Consider the following 17,552-nt stretch of genomic DNA (forward strand, 5'->3'; position numbering starts at 1 on the left):
GACTTGACATCTAAGGTACTTCACTTCTAGTGAGCACTTGATTTCATTGTGCTTGTGACCGAAGTCACTATGCACTCGCATCAAGCGCCCACACTTATCGGTTGTTTAATTGTTAAAGAGCGGTACTGCTAAATTCTGTACTACTTACTGCCTGCTCGCTTTGCTACGCCGCTTTCGCTGGCGCCGCGTTGTTTGCAGCAGAGAAACGAGATTATGAAGAAGTTTTTTTCGCTTGTCAAGCCGGCGTCACATACTGCGTTTCGCTTTCTTGCTTGCGACCTCTTCAGGTCCACCTCTCTTAGCAGCTATCGAAATATCAGGGTTAACCCTAAGTTTTCGGCAACTGCCAAGCCCGAGACTATAACACGATTTTTGCAGATTGTGCAACCGGCTTTTGCCTAATTTGCACCTTATCTAGCAACCCCATCGCCGCCGCTTTCGCTTTGAATCTGAGATCGGTTACCGCCTGGATGGCCAGCGATATAAGGGTAAACCCTTAATAATCATCACGAGCCAAGCCCAAGACTATAGCACGATTTTTGCAGATTACGCAACTGGCTTCTGCCTAATTTGCTGCAACCCTTGCAATAACCGCTGCCAACATCGCTGCTGACCTTGCGGCAGGCCGGCTAGGTTTCCCTTAGCCAACCCGTGTGCCTGCTTGGCTTCACGCTTCAAAACTGCCCGAATCGCGAAGGAGCGAGACTATAGCACGGAATTTTGGCGGGACTACGAAGGTGACACCCTTTTTTTAAAAGATGCATCCTTTACGGGGACGCACCATTCGCCCTGGACACCCCACGACAAACGTCTGATGGCGGTACCTATATATAGAGAGGGGCTGAAAAGCCATAGCTAGAGCCTGAGCTCTGTGGTTTCCTTGATCTGCTGCAGGGCGAAGAATGAACGCATGTCCACCACTGCAGGGTGGCGCATCAGCGTATCCATGGCGAACCGGGAGAAATGCGCCAGGTCGGCGACCTGTATACGCAACAGGTAGTCCATGTCTCCGGACATGGCATAGCACTCCACGACCTCCGGCCATAGTTGCACGTCGCGTGCGAAGTCGCTCATGGGAGCATGACTGGATCCGCTGTGCTTGTTCAGACGGATGTTTACGTAGGCGAGCAGCCCCAGGCCGACCTTCTTCGCGTCGATCAGGGCGACGTACTTCTTGATGAAGCCCTTCTCTTCCAGTCTGCGGACCCGCCGCAGGCAGGGACTGGGCGACAGCGACACACGATCGGCCAGCTCCTGGTTGCTGAGGCGGCCGTCGCGCTGCAATTCGGCCAGAATCCGTATATCTGTCCTATCCAGCTCAATGTCAGACATTTTCAGCCCTTAATATTTTCTATCCGGCAATATTATTGCTCAACCTACTGGCTTTCGCGACATGTTTGCAATTGTCTGCCCGTCGTTCCTTCCTACAATCTCCGTCTAGACTTGAAGAACAAGTCGTCCTTAAAAACGATGCAAGGGAGCAGACTTATGAGCAGCGCTTTCCAACCCTGGGACAACCCGATGGGCACCGCCGGGTTCGAATTCATTGAATATGCCGCGCCGGACCCCGCCGCGCTGCGCAAGGTGTTCGAACTGCTGGGCTTCAAGGCCATCGCCAAGCACCGCCACAAGGACGTGACCCTGTACCGCCAGGGCGGCGTCAACTTCCTGATCAACGCAGAACCGGATTCCTTCGCCCAGCGTTTCGCGCGCCTGCACGGCCCGTCGATCTGTGCGATCGGCTTTCGTGTGCAAGATGCCAACGCCGCCTACAAGCGCGCGCTGGAACTGGGCGCGTGGGGCTTCGATTCGCACAGCGGCCCGATGGAATTGAACATTCCGGCGATCAAGGGAATCGGCGATTCGCTGATCTACCTGGTGGACCGCTGGGCTGGCAAGGACGGCCATGGCGGTATTGGCGACATCAGCATCTATGACGTGGACTTCGTTCCCGTGGATCCGCAAAACGCCCAGGCCGACCTGAATCACCGCGGCGCCGGCTTGACGCTGGTGGACCACCTGACGCACAACGTGCACAAGGGCCGCATGGCCGAGTGGGCAGAGTTCTACGAACGCCTCTTCAATTTCCGCGAAGTCCGCTACTTCGACATCGAGGGCAAGGTGACGGGCGTGAAGTCCAAGGCCATGACCTCGCCTTGCGGCAACATCCGCATTCCGATCAACGAGGAAGGCACGGAAGAAAAGGGCCAGATCCAGGAATACCTGGACCTGTACCGTGGCGAAGGCATCCAGCACATCGCCATGGCCACCGAAGATATCTACGCCACCATCGAAGCGCTGCGCCAGAACGGTGTAGTGTTCCTGGACACGCCGGAAACCTACTACGAGCTGCTGGACCGGCGTCTGCCGAACCACGGCGAAGACGTAGCGCGCCTGCAAAAGAACCGCATCCTGTTGGACGGCGCCCCCGGCGGCGGCCTGCTGCTGCAGATCTTCACCGAAAACCAGATCGGCCCGATCTTCTTCGAGATCATCCAGCGCAAGGGCAACGATGGCTTCGGCGAAGGTAACTTCAAGGCCCTGTTCGAGTCGATCGAACTGGACCAGATGCGCCGCGGCGTGGTGAAGACCGTCGAATAAAGTCTTCCCCCGCCAGCGCCCGGTGCTCGGGCATCGGCGCTGGCTTTGAAACCTCACCTTGTGGTGAGGTTTTTTTTGCCTGCTACTTTTGCAGCCGCTCCTGGAACTGCTTGCGGAACTTGGCGACCTTGGGCGCGATCACGAATTGGCAATAGCCTTGCTCGGGATGCAGGGCGAAGTAGTTGCTGTGGTAGTCCTCGGCCTGCCAGAACTTGGCGGGCGGCAGCACGTGCGTCACGATGGGCGCATCGTAGATCTGCTGTGCATTGACCTCGGCGATGACGGCTTGGGCCTGCTCGCGCTGCCCCTCGTTCTGCCAGAAGATGGCGGATTCGTATTGCGGACCGACGTCATTGCCCTGGCGGCCCGGTGTGGTGGGGTCGTGGGTCGCGAAGAATACGCGCAACAAGTCACTGTAGGACAGTTCAGCGGGATCGAACTCGATGCGGGCCACTTCAATGTGGCCCGTGGCCTTGCCGCAGACCTGCTCGTAGCTGGGATTGTCCACATGCCCGCCGCTATAACCGGGCAGCACGCTCTTGACCCCGCGCAGCTCGGTGAACACCGCTTCAACGCACCAGAAGCAGCCGCCGCCAAGTACCGCGACCTCATTGCCCGGAGAGGGTTGTTCTGCCATGACGATTCCTTCCTGATAAAGGGCCGCGGAATACGGCCTGGCGTCCCGGCTTTCGTGCGCGGAACGCGAGAGAATAAGACTACTGCTTGGGCGGAGCCAGCGACAAGATCCATTCGGCGAGCGCGCGGGCGTCGTCCGGGCTGACCTGAGTCTGCGCGGGCATGGGCACGGCACCCCAGGCGCCGCGACCGCCGCCGCGGATCTTGCCTGCCAGGTAATCGACCATGGCGTCGCCCTGCCCCGCATAGCGTTCAGCCACGCTCTTGAGCGGCGGGCCGACACGCTTGGCTTCGACCTGGTGGCAGGCCATACAGGCCTTGTTCTTGGCCAGGTCCAACCCGGTGGTTTGCGCTTGCGCCGCCCCCGCGCCCAGGACGCAGGCGGCGGCCAACAACAGACTACTCTTCAAATGCATCGGTAACTGCCCCACGGCTCGCGGTGCTGGCGAGCTTGCCGAATTTGGCAAGCACACCGCGTGTATAACGCGGCCGGGGCTGAACCCAGGCCTGGCGACGAGCCGCCATTTCTTCGTCGCTGATATTGAGCTGCAATAGCAGCTTGTGGGCATCGATGGTAACCGAATCGCCCTCGCGGATCAGCGCGATGGGGCCGCCCACGAAAGCCTCAGGCGCGACATGGCCCACGACCATCCCCCAGGTGCCACCGGAAAAACGGCCGTCGGTGATGAGACCCACCGTTTCGCCCAGTCCCTGGCCGACCAGCGCGGAGGTCGGCGCAAGCATCTCACGCATGCCGGGACCGCCCTTCGGCCCTTCGTAGCGGATGACCACCACGTCGCCATCGCGGATCTCGCGCGCCATGATGGCGGTCATGGCGTCATCCTCGGAATCGAAGACGCGCGCCGGGCCCGTGATGACGGGATTCTTCAGGCCAGTGATCTTGGCGACACAGCCTTCGGGAGAGAGATTGCCTTTCAGGATGGCAAGATGGCCTTGCGGGTACAGCGCGCGATCCAGCGGCATGATGACATCCTGGTCCGCCCTGGGAGCGTCGGGCACATCAGCCAGGGTCTCGGCGATGGTCTTGCCGGTGATGGTGATGCAGTCGCCGTGCAACAGGCCGGCGTTGAGCAGCAGCTTCATGACCTGCGGAATGCCGCCGGCGCGATGCAGGTCGGTGGCGACATATTTGCCGGACGGTTTCAGGTCGCACAGGACAGGCACGCGCTTGCGGATGCGTTCAAAGTCGTCGATGGTCCACGGCACTTCCGCCGCATGCGCGATTGCCAGGAAATGCAGCACGGCGTTGGTGGAGCCGCCCGTGGCCATGATGACGGACACCGCGTTTTCGATGGATTCGCGCGTGATGATGTCGCGCGGGCGCAAACCCTTCCTGACCGCCTCGACAAGCACGCGCGCAGACTCCGCGGCGGAAGTGACCTTTTCTTCGTCCTCGTTGGCCATGGTGCTCGAGTACGGCAGGCTCATGCCCATGGCTTCGAACGCGGAGCTCATGGTGTTGGCGGTGTACATGCCGCCGCAGGACCCGGAGCCGGGAATCGCGCACTTTTCTATCTGCTTGAAATCTTCTTCGGGCATGCGGCCCATGGTGTATTCGCCCACGGCCTCGAAGACGGATACGATGGTGAGATCGTTGCCCTTGTAGTGGCCGGGCTTGATGGTGCCGCCATAGACGTAGATGCCGGGCACATTGGTGCGCGCCAGTGCGATCATGCCGCCAGGCATGTTCTTGTCGCACCCGCCTATCACCACCACGCCGTCCATCCACTGCCCTTGCGCCGCGGTCTCGATGCAGTCGGCGATGACCTCGCGGGAGACCAGCGAGTACTTCATGCCCTCGGTGCCCATGGACATGCCGTCTGAAATGGTGGGCGTGCCGAATACCTGGGGATTGGCCCGTGACGCGCGGATCGCATCGATGGCCGCATCGGCCAGGCGCTGCAGGCCGCTATTGCATGGCGTGATCGTCGAATGGCCGTTGGCCACGCCGATCATGGGATCTTCGAAGTCGGCTTCCTGATAGCCCAGCGCGTAATACATGGCGCGGTTGGGCGCGCGCGCGACACCGTGGGTGATGTGGCGGGAACGATCGTTGTGCGGCATGGTCTGTCTCCTGTCGGCCGCCGGGGCTCGGACATGGCAACCGCCCCGGGGGAACTGGCTCGCTTGCGCGCGAATCTTCAATGTTCGCCGGTTATTATCATTCAACTTTATTGTGTCGGGCAGAACATGCTGCAATATCCCCAATTTGACCCCGTCGCCCTGCAGATCGGGCCGCTTGCCATCCACTGGTACGGACTGATGTACCTGGTGGGCTTCGCCCTGGTGTACCTGCTGGGACGCCGCCGCATCACCTCCGGCCACACCACGTCACTGAACGTGAAGGATCTGGAAGACCTGATCTTCTATAGCGTGCTGGGCGTGGTGCTGGGCGGACGGCTGGGTTATGTGCTGTTCTACAAGCCCTCTTACTACCTGTCCCATCCGCTGGAAGTGCTGTACCTGTGGCAGGGCGGCATGTCGTTCCATGGCGGGCTGATCGGCGTGATCGTGGTGATGCTGCTGTTCGCACGCAAGAAGAAGCTGCCATTCTTCGCGGTCAGCGATTTCATCGCGCCGCTGATTCCGCTGGGGCTGGGCTTTGGCCGCCTGGGCAACTTCATCAATGGCGAACTCTGGGGCCGGCCCACCGATGTGCCGTGGGCCATGGTGTTTCCGGGCAGCGGCGACGGCTTGGCACGCCACCCCTCGCAACTCTATGAGCTAGGCCTGGAAGGCATCGTGCTGTTCGCGCTGCTGTGGTGGTTTTCGAGCAAGCCGCGCCCGCTGGGCCAGGTGAGCGGGCTCTTCCTGATGGGTTACGGAACGTTCCGCTTCCTGGTGGAATTCACCCGCGAGCCGGACAACTTCCTGGGCCTGCTCGCGGGCGGGTTGAGCATGGGACAGTGGCTGTCCGTGCCGATGGTCGCCCTGGGCGCCATCATGTTCAGCCTTACTGCAAAACGATCGTCCCGTTGACCGCGATGCTGACCGTGACGTTGCCCGCTTCCAGCGGGACGTCCGGGCTATAGCCGCCCGAGGCGTCCTTGGCCATGGCCGCGGCGCCCATCATGCGCGGCATCGGCACGGGGCCGCCCGAGCCGCCCAGTTCCAGCTTGGACAGGCGGTAGCCCGAGAAACCGAAGGCGTTGGCTGCGGCCAGCGCGCGGTCCTTGAAGGCTTGCGCGGCTTCCTTGAGCAGCTTGCGCTCTTCGGCCTCGCGCACTTCGCGCGACAGCAGGAAGCTGATATTCGAGATGGCGGTCTTGTCCGACAGCTTGGACGCCAACGCCGCCGCGGCTTCGAAGTCCTTGGATTCCAGGATCACTTCGCCCTGGCCGCGCCAGGAACCGATCTTGCCCTTGCTGGAAGTGTTCGGCCAGACGTTGTAGCCGCCAGTGCGCACTTCCACTCCTTTGACGTCGCGCGCACGCTTGACCACGTCGTCCAAGGCCGCGCTCAGCTTCTTGCCTGCGGCGGGCTGGTCGGGCGCCTCGACTTCGGCGGACAAGGAAATGCGGACCGTGTCCTGCTTGACTTCAGAAGACGCATTGGCCTGCAGAGTCAGTTCGGGCGCGCGGCTGGCCGACGCTTCCGTCGCGGCGGCGGGCGCCTGGGTCTGCGCATGGGCAAGCGGCGCGGCGCTCAGAGCGGCCACGGCTGCGCACGCTGCGCCGAGTTTGGTCAGCGAGAAAACAGGGTGTTTGAACATGGACTGGTCCTAGAGGGAGGACGAAGGGGAGTGGTGAGGCGCCCGAGGCGGACCTGCTCTTATGGCAGGCCCGCTGGGATAGATGCCCCGCCTGTGCCGTCAAGGCCGGCATCTCGAACCCTGAGGTTCAAGGTGGTCGCGTTCCGAAGAGCGTCGGGTTCGTCTACAGGAGACGATCACTCCAGCTCTGCACTCCCGCAACCAATATGCCATAAGACATAGGTTCAGAGAATGTATGGCCTAGTCACGAACACGGCAGGGACAAACTGAAAATACTTGAGTACTGCTATATGAACTGTCAGAGCAGCTTTTCCTGACCCGACAAGGCGTCATCGAGTACTGCGTTCATGTCCTCGATTCTACGCTTGAAGTCGCCGACCGCCAAACCGCCCAGCGGACCATCGGGCGCTTTCATGGCGAGCAGCTCGCCCGCGACTTGCAGCGCGGCCATCACGGCGATGCGTTCATTGCTGGAGACCTTGCCCGTGCCCTGGATGCGCAGCATCAGTTGGTCCACGTGGCGCACGGCGGCCAGCAGCGTCGGCTTCTCTTCGGCGGAACACGCCAAAGAATAGTCGCGCCCCAGTATGGTGACATCTACGCGTTCCATCAGTGTTGCTCTCCAGACGGTGCGCCCGGCAAGCGGGCCAGCACGGCGTCAATGCGCTCGCGGGCCGATGCGGCGGCCACGCGCAAGCGCTGTAATTCGGTGTCGCGGGTCTGCAAGCTGCCTTGCAATTCGGTTTCACGGGCGGCGAAACGCGATTCGAGAGACTGGCGCTCGGAGGTTTCGCGGGCCAGTTGCTCGCGCAGCGCGGCCTCGGCCTGCTGGGCTTGCTCGAGCATGGAGGTGACCGCGCCGTCGTGATCCTGAAGCTTGCTCTGGAGCGTGACGATTTCGGCCTCGCGCTCGGCGGCGCGCTGCTTGAGCACACGCTGCTCAGCTTCGGTTTCGTTCAGGCGTTGGCGCAACGCGTCACGCTCTGCGTGGAGTTGCCGGGTGCGTTGCACCAGTTGCCCTATGCGGGCGGCGAGTTGGTCTAGATCTTGCAGCATGGGCGCTATCGTAAACCATCCTGAGTTGAACGGGGTCTCTTCACGCAAGGTGAGAAACCCGGCAATATTCAGTAGGATTTATTCCTGCCTCATTCGAAAGCCACGCATCCGGCCGATCCTGCTTTCGTCTTTCTTTCTATAAACTTTCACTTAGCTTTCAAAAAGCCCTCAAACTTCCTGACCCGTTACAACTCGGGGTCGGGAGTTCCCGAATTCTAGGGAAAACCCCAGCCTTTCACCGACCTTACAGGGTTTGCAGCGTGGCGGGCGTCCATTACCATTCGCCCTTTCAAGAATCCCAGCCTTACCTTTCATAAGAACAAATGGCACCCTGAAGTGCCTTTTTTGTGCCTGTCACTCGCCTGTCGGCGGGATTGGCCACAGACCTTTTTATCTACATGCTGTAAACAGGAGCCAACCAATCATGCAGCTACGCAATCGACAGGACTTCTGGTCGGGGGTGATGTTCATCGCCCTTGGACTGGGATTCGCCTGGCAGGCCAGCAGCTACCAAATGGGTACTGCCGCCCGAATGGGCCCAGGGTATTTTCCTTTCTGGCTAGGCATTGTTCTGGCATTGCTGGGCGCCATCGTGCTGCTTGGCTCGATGTCCAAGAAGGCGCACGAAACCCACGTCGACAAGTTCGACTGGCGCATCGTGTTCCTGGTGGTCGGATCGGTCGTGCTCTACGGCTTCATCCTCAAGCTGCTGGGCATCTACATCTCGGTGTTCGTTCTGGTTGTCGTCAGCAGCCTGGCCAGCCATGAGTTCAGCCTGAAGGTCGCCGTTGCCAACGCGATCTTCCTGGTGGTGTTCTCGTATCTGGCATTCGTCAAGGGGCTGGGGCTGATTTTCCCGCTGTGGCCGTCGTTTCTGGGCATGAACTAAGGAGCCTTCGGCCATGGAATTGTTTGACAACCTCATGCTGGGCTTCTCGGTGGCGTTCACGCCCGAGAACCTGGCCTATGCCCTGCTGGGCTGCATCCTGGGCACGCTGATCGGCGTGCTGCCGGGCATCGGCCCTGTCCCGACCATCGCAATGCTGCTGCCGATCACGTACGTGCTGCCCCCGGTGGCCGGCCTGATCATGCTGGCAGGCATCTACTACGGCGCCCAATACGGCGGCTCCACAACGGCAATTCTCGTGGCCTTGCCAGGGGAAACGTCCGCGGTGGTGACCGTGCTGGACGGCCACCAGATGGCCCGCAACGGCCGCGCTGGCGCCGCGCTGGCAATCGCTGCGCTGGGTTCGTTCTTCGCAGGCTGCGTGGCCACGCTGCTGCTGGCCGCCTTCGCGCCCCCGCTGGCTGAAGTCGCGTTCAAGTTCGGCCCGGCCGAGTACTTCTCGCTGATGTGCCTGGGCCTGGTCGGCGCCGTGGTGCTGGCTTCGGGTTCGCTGCCGAAGGCCATCGCGATGATCCTGCTGGGTCTGCTGCTGGGCATGGTGGGCACCGACGTGAACTCGGGCGTCGCCCGCTTCGACTTCGGCATCCCCGAACTGCAAGACGGCATCGACTTCGCCATCGTGGCCATGGGCGTGTTCGGCTTCGCCGAAATCATGACCAACCTCGAGCAGAAGGAAAACCGCGTCGACATCACCGACAAGATCGGCTCGCTGTACCCCAACAAGCAGGAATTCAAGGAAGCCGCCCCCGCTGTGCTGCGCGGCACGGCTCTGGGTTCGGCCCTGGGCATCCTGCCTGGCGGTGGCGCCGTGTTGTCGTCGTTCGCCTCCTACACGCTGGAAAAGAAGATCTCGCGCAATCCGGAACGCTTCGGCAAGGGCCACCCGGCCGGCCTGGCTGGCCCGGAATCGGCGAACAACGCTGCTGCCCAGACCTCGTTCATCCCGCTGCTGACCCTGGGCATCCCGGGTAACGCCGTGATGGCGCTGATGGTCGGCGCGATGACCATCCACAACATCCAGCCCGGCCCGCAAGTCATGACGAGCCACCCGGAGCTGTTCTGGGGCCTGATCGCCTCGATGTGGATCGGCAACCTGATGCTGGTCGTGCTGAACCTGCCGCTGATCGGCCTGTGGGTCAAGCTGCTGAAGGTGCCCTACCGCATCCTGTTCCCGGCGATTCTGGTGTTCTGCACGATCGGCGTGTACTCGTTGAACTACAACACGTTCGACATCTTCACCACCGCCATCTTCGGCATCATCGGCTACGTGTGGTCCAAGCTGAAGTGCGAAGGCGCACCGCTGCTGCTGGGCCTGGTGCTGGGTCCCATGATGGAAGAGAACTTCCGTCGCGCCCTGCTGCTGTCGCGCGGCGACTTCACGACCTTCGTGACGCGTCCGCTGTCGGCTTCGCTGCTGGCCGTCGCCGTCTTCCTGGTGATCCTGGTGGCCCTGCCGGCGATCCGCAAGAAGCGCGAAGAGACCTTCGTCGAAGAAGACTAAAGCCAGCCTGCCGCCCCGCTGCGGCAGTCTCGCCCTGAAAACCCCCGGGTTCCGCCCGGGGGTTTTTCTTTGCGCGTCCGGCATCCAGTCCGATAAACGCTACGAATCAATACAACTCAATACGGGTTATGTTCAAACGCAGTTCGCGTACGGTAAGCTAGGGGTTTACCCCACGCGATGATTCGAGATGAATTTCAACTGGAACAACCCCTATCCCACCACCCGCCGCCCCGTGTTCGCACGCAACGTGGTCGCCACGTCACAACCGCTGGCCGCCCAGGCAGGCTTGCGGATCCTGGCGCAAGGCGGCAACGCTGTCGACGCGGCGATCGCCGCGGCCGCCACGCTGGCCCTGACGGAGCCGGTCAGCAACGGGCTGGGATCGGATTGTTTCGCCATCATCTGGGACGGGTCCAAGCTGCATGGACTGAATGCCTCGGGAACGGCGCCGGCAGCCTGGAACATGGATTATTTCCGGCGCAAGCACCAGGGCGCCATCCCGATGCGCGGCTGGGACAGCGTGACGGTGCCGGGCTGCGTGGCGGGCTGGGCCGCCCTGCACGAAAAGCTGGGCCGGTTGTCCTTTGCCGACGTGCTTGCACCCGCCATCGAATACGCCGAGCGCGGCTTTGCCGTGTCGCCCATCGTGCAGGAAAAGTGGGCGGCGCAAGCCGACCTCCTGCAACCGCAGCCGGGCTTCGCCGAGCATTTCCTACCTCGCGGACGCGCGCCGCAGGTCGGCGAGCACTTCGTGCTTCAAGGCGCGGCCGCCACGCTCAAGCGCATTGCGGCCAGCGGCGGCCGGGACTTCTACGAAGGCGAGACCGCCCACAAGCTGGTGGCGCATGCCCAAGCCCACGACGCCGCGCTGACGCTGGCGGATCTGCGCGATTACGCGCCGCAGTGGGTGACCCCGATCAGCCAAAGCTACCGCGGCCACACGCTGCATCAGATTCCGCCCAACGGCCAAGGCATCGCCGCCCTGATCGCCCTGGGCATCCTGCAGAACTTCGACGTGGCGGCACGCCCGGTGGATCACCCTGCAACGCAGCACCTGCTGATCGAGGCGATGAAGCTGGCCTTTGCCGATGTCTACGCGCACGTGGCCGACTCGCAGCACATGCAGGTCACGCCCGAACAGATGCTGGCCGCGGACTATCTGGCGCAGCGCGCGCGCCTGATCGACCCCGATGCGGCGCAGGCCCACGCCAGCGGCCATGCGCCGCGCGGCGGCACCGTCTACCTGACTGCCGCAGACAAGTGCGGCATGATGGTCAGCTTCATCCAGTCGAACTACATGGGCTTCGGCTCCGGCGTGGTGGTGCCGGGCACCGGCGTCAGCCTGCAGAACCGCGGCCATTGCTTCAACACCGACCCTGGCCACCCCAATGCGGTGGCGGGCGGCAAGCGCCCCTTCCACACCATCATCCCCGGCTTCCTGATGCGCAATGGCGCACCCGTCATGAGTTTCGGGGTCATGGGAGGCAATATGCAGCCCCAGGGGCAGGTGCAGACGCTGGTCCGGATGCTGGACTATGGCCAGCAGCCGCAGGCCGCCTGCGACGCGCCTCGCTGGAAATGGAACCATGGACTGTCGCTGGACGCGGAGGCCGGCCTGCCCGCGGCCGTTGCCGAGGGACTGCGCGCCCGCGGCCATGTGCTCGAAAGCATGGCGGATCCCTACATGGACTTCGGATCGGGGCAGTTCATCTGGCGCCTGGGCGACCCGGCCGTGGACGGATATGTCAGCGCCAGCGACAGCCGGCGCGATGGACTCGCCGCGGGCTTTTGATTGCGTTAAGGTTAGGGCCTGTTTACAGGCGTCAACGCCTGACGGCCCCAATCACATAAAGCGGAGTCCCCTGCATGGCAACGATCGGTACCAAGAGCTACGACGCTGTCGTAGCCCAGAAAGTCACTTTCCTCGGATTGGGCGTGATGGGCCTGCCCATGGCCGGCCACCTGGCGCGCGCAGGACACGACGTCACGGTCTACAACCGCTCGCCCGCCAAGGCCCAGGCCTGGGTCGCCGAATTCGGCGGCAAGAGCGCAGCCACGCCGCGCGAAGCCGTGGCCGGCGCGCAGATCGTGTTCGCCTGCGTCGGCAATGACGATGACCTGCGCAGCGTCGTGCTGGGCCCCGACGGCGCTTTCGCCGGCATGACGCCCGGCGCGGTCTTCGTCGACCACACCACCGCATCCGCCGACGTGGCGCGCGAACTCTACGCGCAGGCCAAGGAGCTGGGCCTGAATTTCGTCGACGCGCCGGTATCCGGCGGACAGGCAGGCGCGGTCAACGGCGTGTTGACCATCATGTGCGGCGGCGAACAAGCCGTGTTCGATGCGATCAAGCCCGTGGCGCAGAGCTTCGGCCGCGCGGTCACGCTGGTGGGCCCGCCCGGAGCCGGCCAACTGGCCAAGATGGTCAACCAGATCTGCATCGCAGGCGTCGTGCAGGGCCTGTCCGAGGCGATCGCTTTCGGCCAGGCTGCCGACCTGGACATGAAGCTGGTGCTGGACGTGATCAGCAAGGGCGCGGCGCAGAGCTGGCAAATGGAGAATCGCGGCGGCACCATGGTCGACGACAAGTTCGACTTCGGCTTCGCGGTGGACTGGATGCGCAAGGATCTGGGCCTGGTGCTGGCCGAAGCCCGCCACAATGGCGCGCGCCTGCCCCTGACGGCCCTGGTGGACCAGTTCTATGGCGACGTCCAGAAGCTGGGCGGCGGCCGCTGGGATACCTCCAGCCTGATCAAGCGCCTGCGCGACTGAGCCCTGCCCTCGCGGCAAGAAAAAAGGCGAGCCGCAAGGCTCGCCTTTTGCTTTGGACGCCTGCGCTTACGCGGCCAGGCTGTCCTGCTGCGCAGCGGGCAGCAGCGCGTCGATGCGCTGCTTGGCCTGCGCCATGCCTTCCAGCGCGGCCACTTCACCCATGGCCATGCCTTCGGCGGCGATGAAGGTGACGTCGGTCATGCCCAGGAAAGCCAGCATCTGGCGCAGGTAAGGCGTCATCGTGTCCGAAGGCGTGCCTTCGGCCTTGCCGCCGCGGGCGGTCAGCACGAACACCTGCTTGCCCTTGACCAGGCCTTCCGGCACGCCTTCGGGGGTATAGCGGAAGGTGACGCCAGCGCGGGCGAGATGATCGAGATAGCTCTTGAACTGAGCGGGCATATTGAAGTTGTAGACCGGAACGGCGAAGACGATGCGATCGGCATCCATCAATTCGGCTACCAGCGCGTCGCTCATCTCAACCAGGCGTTGCTGGTCCACGTTGCGGGCATCGGCCGGAGTGAACAGGGCGCCGGCGGTGTTGCCGTCGAAGTAAGGGATGGGCTGGGCGCCGATGTCGCGGACCTTGATGGCCGCGGCCGGATTAGACGCCTTGACGCGGTTGATCAGGTGATCGGCCAATTGCTTGCTGTTGGAACGATCGCCGAGAATAGAGGAAAGGATAACCAGGGTCTTCATTGCAAATTTCTCCAGTGAGGGCCCGCTCGCTGCGGGCGGTCAGGATCCGTAGGCTTTGATCAGATCCCGAGTGCATGGCGTCACTGTAGACGGGTTAATTGTTCACATAAATCCGGTTATGATGAACTATTCGTTCCAGGAATAGAACAATCATGCAAGATCTCAACGACCTCTACTACTTTTCCCAGGTAGTCGAACAGGGAGGGTTCAGCGCCGCCGCCAGGGTGCTGGACATTCCGAAATCCCGCTTGTCGCGCCGAATCTCGCACCTGGAGGAAAGCCTGGGCGTGCGCCTTCTGCAACGCACGACGCGCCGCTTGCGCCTGACCTCGGCGGGCGAACGTTATCTGCACTATTGCCGCGAAATGGCCGCATCGGCGCGCGCGGCGGACGACGCCATGCGGCAGTTGCAGGCCGAACCCACCGGCCCCGTGATCGTGAGCTGCCCCGTATCCATCGCGCAGGACGTGCTGTCGCCGCTGCTGCCCGAGTTCCTGGACGCCTGGCCCGCCGTGTCGGTGCAGTTGCTTGTGACCAACCGCCGCGTGGACCTGATCCGCGAGGGCGTGGACCTGGCGCTGCGCGTGCGCACCAAGCTGGATACCGACGCCGAACTGGTCGTGCGCCACTTCGGCACCGCGCGCGGCACGCTGGTCGCCAGCCCCAGCTACCTGCAGCGCCATGGCACGCCCGACACGCCGCAGGACCTCGCCACGCACACCACACTGAGCTTCAGTGATCCGCAAAACGAAGTGCGCTGGCCCCTGCGCAACGACAAGGGCGAGGAAGTGCATGTGGAATTGAAACCGCAGCTGTCATGCAACGACTTCATCGTGCTGACCGAAGCCGCAGTGCGGGGCCGCGGCATCGCCCTGCTGCCCTCGATCGCCACGCATGAACAGCTACGGCGCGGCCAGCTGGTGCAGGTCTTGCCGCAATGGCAGTCACCCGAGGGCATCGTGCATTGCATCTATCCGTCGCGGCGGGGCATGATGCCCGCCGTGCGCGCCCTGCTCGATTTCCTGTCGGAGCGCCTGCCCGCCATGTACCAGCGGCTGGAAAAAGCCCCGCTGCCGCCGGCTCAGTAGCCGCGCGAGCGGTCGACCACGCCGGTGATGGCTTCGCCGCGCTGCAACTGCGCGACCTTGCCTGCGATCTGGCGAATGCTCTCATCGCGCAAGGTGCGCGCCGCGATGTGCGGAGTCACGTGCACCCGCGCATCGCGCCAGAACGCGTGGTCCTTGGGCAAGGGTTCGGTGTGGAACACATCCAGCGTGGCGCCGTCGATTTCGCCTTCTTCGAGCATCTGCACCAGGTCATCCTCGACCAGGTGTTCGCCCCGGCCCACGTTGACCAGATGCGCATGGGGCAGCAACTGCGACAGCGTTTCGCGGTTGAGGATGCCAACGGTGTCCGGCGTGAGCGGCAGCACGTTCACCAGGAAGCGCGTGCGGGCCAGGAACGCCGGCAAGGCGGCCGCGCCCGCAAAGGTCTCGACGCCGGGAATCTCGCGCGGCGTGCGCGACCAGCCCGCCACGGGATAGCCGAATTCGGCCAGCGTCTGAGCGACTCTGGCGCCCACCTGCCCCAGGCCCAGCACGCCCACCGGCCAGTCCGCCTGCCGCGAGCCTTCGCGGGTATCCCAGTGTTGCCGCGCCTGCGCATGATCGAAAGCTTCGAAATCGCGCGCGACGCGCAGCAACGCGTACAGCGCGTATTCCGCCATCTGCACCGACATGCCCGCGTCTTCCAGACGGACGATGCGCACCTGCGGCGGGATCTCGGGCATCTTCAGCAAGGCGTCGACGCCCGCGCCCAGGTTGAACAGCGTGGTGAGGCCGGTCTCGTGCTTGAAGAGTTCGGCCGGCGGACGCCACACCAGAGCCGCCTGCGCGCCCGAAGGCGGGCCGTCCGGGTTCCACACGGAAATGCGGCATCCGGGCATGGCGGCTTCCAGCAGCGGAACCCAGGCGGCGGGATCATGGTGGGGACAGGCAAAGAGTATGTGCATGGTGGCTCTGTGTGCAGACTGGGGAAGCCTCAAGCATGAGGGATGCCGCCGCACAAATCAAACGGCCCGGCATGTAGCCGGGCCGCGTGCAGGCAAACGGAAAAGCGCTCAGGCCGCCTGCGGCACCTCGGGCTTGCCTTTGCCCTTGTTCTTGTTGCGGCGCAGGAAGGCCCACACCTGCAGGAGGACCAGCAAGGCGCTCGCACCGATGAACCACGCGCTGATCGGGCGCTCCACAAACACCGCCAGATCGCCGCGCGACAGCAGCAACGCCCGGCGGAAGTTCTCTTCGACCATGGGGCCGAGCACGAAGCCGAGCAGGATGGGCGCAACCGAGAATTCCAGCGTCATGAGGATGGCGCCGATCACACCGAAAGCCAGCACTTCCCAGATCTGGAAGAGACTGTTCTGGGTACTGAACACGCCCACCGCGATGAAGAACAGCGCCGACGGGAACAGATAGCGGTACGGTACCTGCAGCAGTTTCACCCACACGCCGATCAGCGGCACGTTCAGCACCATGAGCAGCACATTACCCACCCAGAAGCTGGCGATAAGGCCCCAGAAGATGTCCGGATGCTCGGTGATCAGTTGCGGGCCGGGCTGGATGCCCTGGATCAGCAGCGCGCCCAGGATCAGCGCCATCACGGCGTCGCCGGGGATGCCCAGGCTCATCGTGGGGATGAAGTCGACCTGCGTCTTGGAGTGCGAGGACGCTTCCGGCGACGCCACGCCGGCGATCATGCCGGTGCCGAATTTCTCGGGCGTCTTGGAGATCTTGCGCTCCAGCGCATAGGCCACGAAGGTGGTGATGGTAGGACCGGTGCCGGGCATGGCGCCAAACAGCGTGCCTACCGCCGTGCCGCGCACCATAGGCCAGAAGGCGGTCTTGAGCTCCTGCTTGCTGGGCCGCATGTCGCGCAGGCGCAGCTTGGCGCCGCTGCCGATGATGGTCATGCGGTTGACGCTCATGAGGAAGTCGGCAACGCCGAACAGGCCCATGGAAATCGCCACCAGCTCCAGGCCGTCGGACAGGTCCAGCAGCCCGAACGAAAAGCGGATGGTGCCGGTATTCACGTCCGTACCCACCACGCCGCACATCAGGCCGAACAAGGTCATCGCCACGCCCTTGAGCGGCGAGCCGCGCGACATGGTGGCGCCGGCCAAAAGGCCCAGCAACATAATCGAGAAGATCTCGGTGGGACCGAACTTGAACGCGACTTCGACCAGCAGCGGAGACGCGAAGATCATGACGATGATCCCCACCGACGCGGCGAAGAACGAACAGATCATCGTGATGCCGAGCGCCGTTCCGCCCTTGCCTTGTTTGGTCAGCGGATAACCGTCCAGGCAGGTGACCGCGTGCGGCGGATGCGAAGGCAGATTCAGCAGGATCGCGCCGATGGCGCCGCCGTACTGCGAACCGTAGAAGATGCCGGCCAGCATCAGGATGGCCGGCACCGGATGCATCACGTAGGTGAGCGGCAGCAGAATGGAAATGGCCGACAGCGCGCCCATGCCGGGCAGCACGCCGATGAGGTTGCCCACCAGCACGCCGAAGAACGACCACATCAGGTTATGCCACTGGAAGGCGACGCCGAAGCCGTACCAGAGGTCCATCAAGGATTGCGAAATCATG

The 17,552-nt window shown here is 63.1% G+C and carries 17 protein-coding genes and 1 other RNA gene; 7 read left to right on the forward strand and 11 right to left on the reverse strand.

Features of this window, described 5'->3' with window-relative positions:
* Nucleotides 1-855 precede the first annotated feature (855 nt).
* The gene (locus tag IB268_RS28405; RefSeq protein ID WP_054458545.1) at nt 856-1,332 is read right to left on the reverse strand and encodes an Lrp/AsnC family transcriptional regulator; all 477 of its coding nucleotides are present in this window, start codon (nt 1,330-1,332) and stop codon (nt 856-858) included.
* Nucleotides 1,333-1,488: 156 nt separating this feature from the next.
* On the opposite strand from IB268_RS28405, the gene hppD reads away from it, so the two are divergent.
* Nucleotides 1,489-2,601: a 4-hydroxyphenylpyruvate dioxygenase gene (gene hppD, locus IB268_RS28410; RefSeq protein WP_054458542.1), complete on the forward strand. Its 1,113-nt coding sequence runs from the start codon at nt 1,489-1,491 to the stop codon at nt 2,599-2,601.
* Nucleotides 2,602-2,683: 82 nt separating this feature from the next.
* On the opposite strand, the gene msrA is transcribed toward hppD, so the two are convergent.
* The 3 genes from msrA to ilvD form a co-directional block, all read right to left on the reverse strand.
* Nucleotides 2,684-3,238, reverse strand: a complete 555-nt coding sequence (msrA, locus tag IB268_RS28415; protein ID WP_054458540.1) for a peptide-methionine (S)-S-oxide reductase MsrA — start codon at nt 3,236-3,238, stop codon at nt 2,684-2,686.
* 79 nt (nt 3,239-3,317) lie between these two features.
* The gene (locus IB268_RS28420; RefSeq protein WP_054458538.1) at nt 3,318-3,653 is read right to left on the reverse strand and encodes a c-type cytochrome; all 336 of its coding nucleotides are present in this window, start codon (nt 3,651-3,653) and stop codon (nt 3,318-3,320) included.
* On the reverse strand, nt 3,637-5,322 hold the full coding sequence (ilvD, locus tag IB268_RS28425) for a dihydroxy-acid dehydratase (protein ID WP_192355179.1): 1,686 nt from the start codon (nt 5,320-5,322) through the stop codon (nt 3,637-3,639). Before ilvD ends, IB268_RS28420 begins: the two co-directional genes overlap by 17 nt.
* Before the next feature lie 126 nt (nt 5,323-5,448).
* On the opposite strand from ilvD, the gene lgt reads away from it, so the two are divergent.
* The gene (gene lgt, locus IB268_RS28430) at nt 5,449-6,237 is read left to right on the forward strand and encodes a prolipoprotein diacylglyceryl transferase (RefSeq protein WP_054458535.1); all 789 of its coding nucleotides are present in this window, start codon (nt 5,449-5,451) and stop codon (nt 6,235-6,237) included.
* Here lgt and IB268_RS28435 read toward each other — a convergent pair.
* The 4 genes from IB268_RS28435 to IB268_RS28450 all read right to left on the reverse strand — a co-directional run bounded on the left by IB268_RS28435 (nt 6,212) and on the right by IB268_RS28450 (nt 8,026).
* Complete coding sequence (locus IB268_RS28435; protein ID WP_054458533.1) at nt 6,212-6,970, reverse strand: SIMPL domain-containing protein; 759 nt, start codon at nt 6,968-6,970, stop codon at nt 6,212-6,214. The genes lgt and IB268_RS28435 overlap by 26 nt on opposite strands.
* A gap of 80 nt (nt 6,971-7,050) precedes the next feature.
* Nucleotides 7,051-7,235, reverse strand: a non-coding RNA gene (gene ssrS, locus IB268_RS28440) — 6S RNA.
* 33 nt (nt 7,236-7,268) lie between these two features.
* The gene (locus IB268_RS28445; protein ID WP_006388757.1) at nt 7,269-7,580 is read right to left on the reverse strand and encodes a cell division protein ZapA; all 312 of its coding nucleotides are present in this window, start codon (nt 7,578-7,580) and stop codon (nt 7,269-7,271) included.
* Nucleotides 7,580-8,026 carry a hypothetical protein gene (locus IB268_RS28450; protein WP_175161289.1) on the reverse strand — a complete coding sequence of 149 codons (447 nt, stop codon included), beginning with the start codon at nt 8,024-8,026 and terminating at the stop codon, nt 7,580-7,582. The genes IB268_RS28445 and IB268_RS28450 overlap by 1 nt, the downstream gene beginning before the upstream one ends.
* Before the next feature lie 424 nt (nt 8,027-8,450).
* Here IB268_RS28450 and IB268_RS28455 point away from each other — a divergent pair, with 424 nt between their 5' ends.
* The 4 genes from IB268_RS28455 to IB268_RS28470 all read left to right on the forward strand — a co-directional run bounded on the left by IB268_RS28455 (nt 8,451) and on the right by IB268_RS28470 (nt 13,206).
* Nucleotides 8,451-8,915 carry a tripartite tricarboxylate transporter TctB family protein gene (locus IB268_RS28455; protein ID WP_054458530.1) on the forward strand — a complete coding sequence of 155 codons (465 nt, stop codon included), beginning with the start codon at nt 8,451-8,453 and terminating at the stop codon, nt 8,913-8,915.
* Nucleotides 8,916-8,928: 13 nt separating this feature from the next.
* A complete protein-coding gene (locus IB268_RS28460; protein WP_054458528.1) occupies nt 8,929-10,434 on the forward strand; it encodes a tripartite tricarboxylate transporter permease in 1,506 nt (501 codons plus the stop codon).
* Between the two features lie 187 nt (nt 10,435-10,621).
* Nucleotides 10,622-12,226 carry a gamma-glutamyltransferase family protein gene (locus IB268_RS28465; RefSeq protein ID WP_192355180.1) on the forward strand — a complete coding sequence of 535 codons (1,605 nt, stop codon included), beginning with the start codon at nt 10,622-10,624 and terminating at the stop codon, nt 12,224-12,226.
* A gap of 74 nt (nt 12,227-12,300) precedes the next feature.
* Nucleotides 12,301-13,206 carry an NAD(P)-dependent oxidoreductase gene (locus IB268_RS28470; RefSeq protein ID WP_119449440.1) on the forward strand — a complete coding sequence of 302 codons (906 nt, stop codon included), beginning with the start codon at nt 12,301-12,303 and terminating at the stop codon, nt 13,204-13,206.
* A 66-nt stretch (nt 13,207-13,272) separates the two neighbouring features.
* On the opposite strand, the gene IB268_RS28475 is transcribed toward IB268_RS28470, so the two are convergent.
* Nucleotides 13,273-13,902 carry an FMN-dependent NADH-azoreductase gene (locus tag IB268_RS28475; protein ID WP_175181728.1) on the reverse strand — a complete coding sequence of 210 codons (630 nt, stop codon included), beginning with the start codon at nt 13,900-13,902 and terminating at the stop codon, nt 13,273-13,275.
* A 152-nt stretch (nt 13,903-14,054) separates the two neighbouring features.
* Between IB268_RS28475 and IB268_RS28480 the strand changes: the two genes are divergently transcribed.
* Complete coding sequence (locus tag IB268_RS28480; protein ID WP_054458519.1) at nt 14,055-14,990, forward strand: LysR family transcriptional regulator; 936 nt, start codon at nt 14,055-14,057, stop codon at nt 14,988-14,990.
* Here the strand turns inward: IB268_RS28480 and IB268_RS28485 are convergent.
* Nucleotides 14,984-15,913: a glyoxylate/hydroxypyruvate reductase A gene (locus IB268_RS28485; protein ID WP_119449438.1), complete on the reverse strand. Its 930-nt coding sequence runs from the start codon at nt 15,911-15,913 to the stop codon at nt 14,984-14,986. The genes IB268_RS28480 and IB268_RS28485 overlap by 7 nt on opposite strands.
* A 108-nt stretch (nt 15,914-16,021) precedes the next feature.
* Nucleotides 16,022-17,551: a tripartite tricarboxylate transporter permease gene (locus tag IB268_RS28490; RefSeq protein WP_042796392.1), complete on the reverse strand. Its 1,530-nt coding sequence runs from the start codon at nt 17,549-17,551 to the stop codon at nt 16,022-16,024.
* Nucleotide 17,552: the final 1 nt, after the last annotated feature.

The sequence above is a fragment of the Achromobacter sp. ACM01 genome (assembly GCF_014851745.1).
Taxonomy (GTDB): Bacteria; Pseudomonadota; Gammaproteobacteria; order Burkholderiales; family Burkholderiaceae_B; genus Achromobacter; species Achromobacter aegrifaciens.

What these genes read in the sequence shown, in the direction of transcription:
- IB268_RS28405 (WP_054458545.1), bottom strand. Translation starts at nt 1,332, where the DNA reads ATGTCTGACATTGAGCTGGATAGGACAGATATACGGATTCTGGCCGAA.
- hppD (WP_054458542.1), top strand. Translation starts at nt 1,489, where the DNA reads ATGAGCAGCGCTTTCCAACCCTGGGACAACCCGATGGGCACCGCCGGG.
- msrA (WP_054458540.1), bottom strand. Translation starts at nt 3,238, where the DNA reads ATGGCAGAACAACCCTCTCCGGGCAATGAGGTCGCGGTACTTGGCGGC.
- IB268_RS28420 (WP_054458538.1), bottom strand. Translation starts at nt 3,653, where the DNA reads ATGCATTTGAAGAGTAGTCTGTTGTTGGCCGCCGCCTGCGTCCTGGGC.
- ilvD (WP_192355179.1), bottom strand. Translation starts at nt 5,322, where the DNA reads ATGCCGCACAACGATCGTTCCCGCCACATCACCCACGGTGTCGCGCGC.
- lgt (WP_054458535.1), top strand. Translation starts at nt 5,449, where the DNA reads ATGCTGCAATATCCCCAATTTGACCCCGTCGCCCTGCAGATCGGGCCG.
- IB268_RS28435 (WP_054458533.1), bottom strand. Translation starts at nt 6,970, where the DNA reads ATGTTCAAACACCCTGTTTTCTCGCTGACCAAACTCGGCGCAGCGTGC.
- IB268_RS28445 (WP_006388757.1), bottom strand. Translation starts at nt 7,580, where the DNA reads ATGGAACGCGTAGATGTCACCATACTGGGGCGCGACTATTCTTTGGCG.
- IB268_RS28450 (WP_175161289.1), bottom strand. Translation starts at nt 8,026, where the DNA reads ATGCTGCAAGATCTAGACCAACTCGCCGCCCGCATAGGGCAACTGGTG.
- IB268_RS28455 (WP_054458530.1), top strand. Translation starts at nt 8,451, where the DNA reads ATGCAGCTACGCAATCGACAGGACTTCTGGTCGGGGGTGATGTTCATC.
- IB268_RS28460 (WP_054458528.1), top strand. Translation starts at nt 8,929, where the DNA reads ATGGAATTGTTTGACAACCTCATGCTGGGCTTCTCGGTGGCGTTCACG.
- IB268_RS28465 (WP_192355180.1), top strand. Translation starts at nt 10,622, where the DNA reads ATGAATTTCAACTGGAACAACCCCTATCCCACCACCCGCCGCCCCGTG.
- IB268_RS28470 (WP_119449440.1), top strand. Translation starts at nt 12,301, where the DNA reads ATGGCAACGATCGGTACCAAGAGCTACGACGCTGTCGTAGCCCAGAAA.
- IB268_RS28475 (WP_175181728.1), bottom strand. Translation starts at nt 13,902, where the DNA reads ATGAAGACCCTGGTTATCCTTTCCTCTATTCTCGGCGATCGTTCCAAC.
- IB268_RS28480 (WP_054458519.1), top strand. Translation starts at nt 14,055, where the DNA reads ATGCAAGATCTCAACGACCTCTACTACTTTTCCCAGGTAGTCGAACAG.
- IB268_RS28485 (WP_119449438.1), bottom strand. Translation starts at nt 15,913, where the DNA reads ATGCACATACTCTTTGCCTGTCCCCACCATGATCCCGCCGCCTGGGTT.
- IB268_RS28490 (WP_042796392.1), bottom strand. Translation starts at nt 17,551, where the DNA reads ATGATTTCGCAATCCTTGATGGACCTCTGGTACGGCTTCGGCGTCGCC.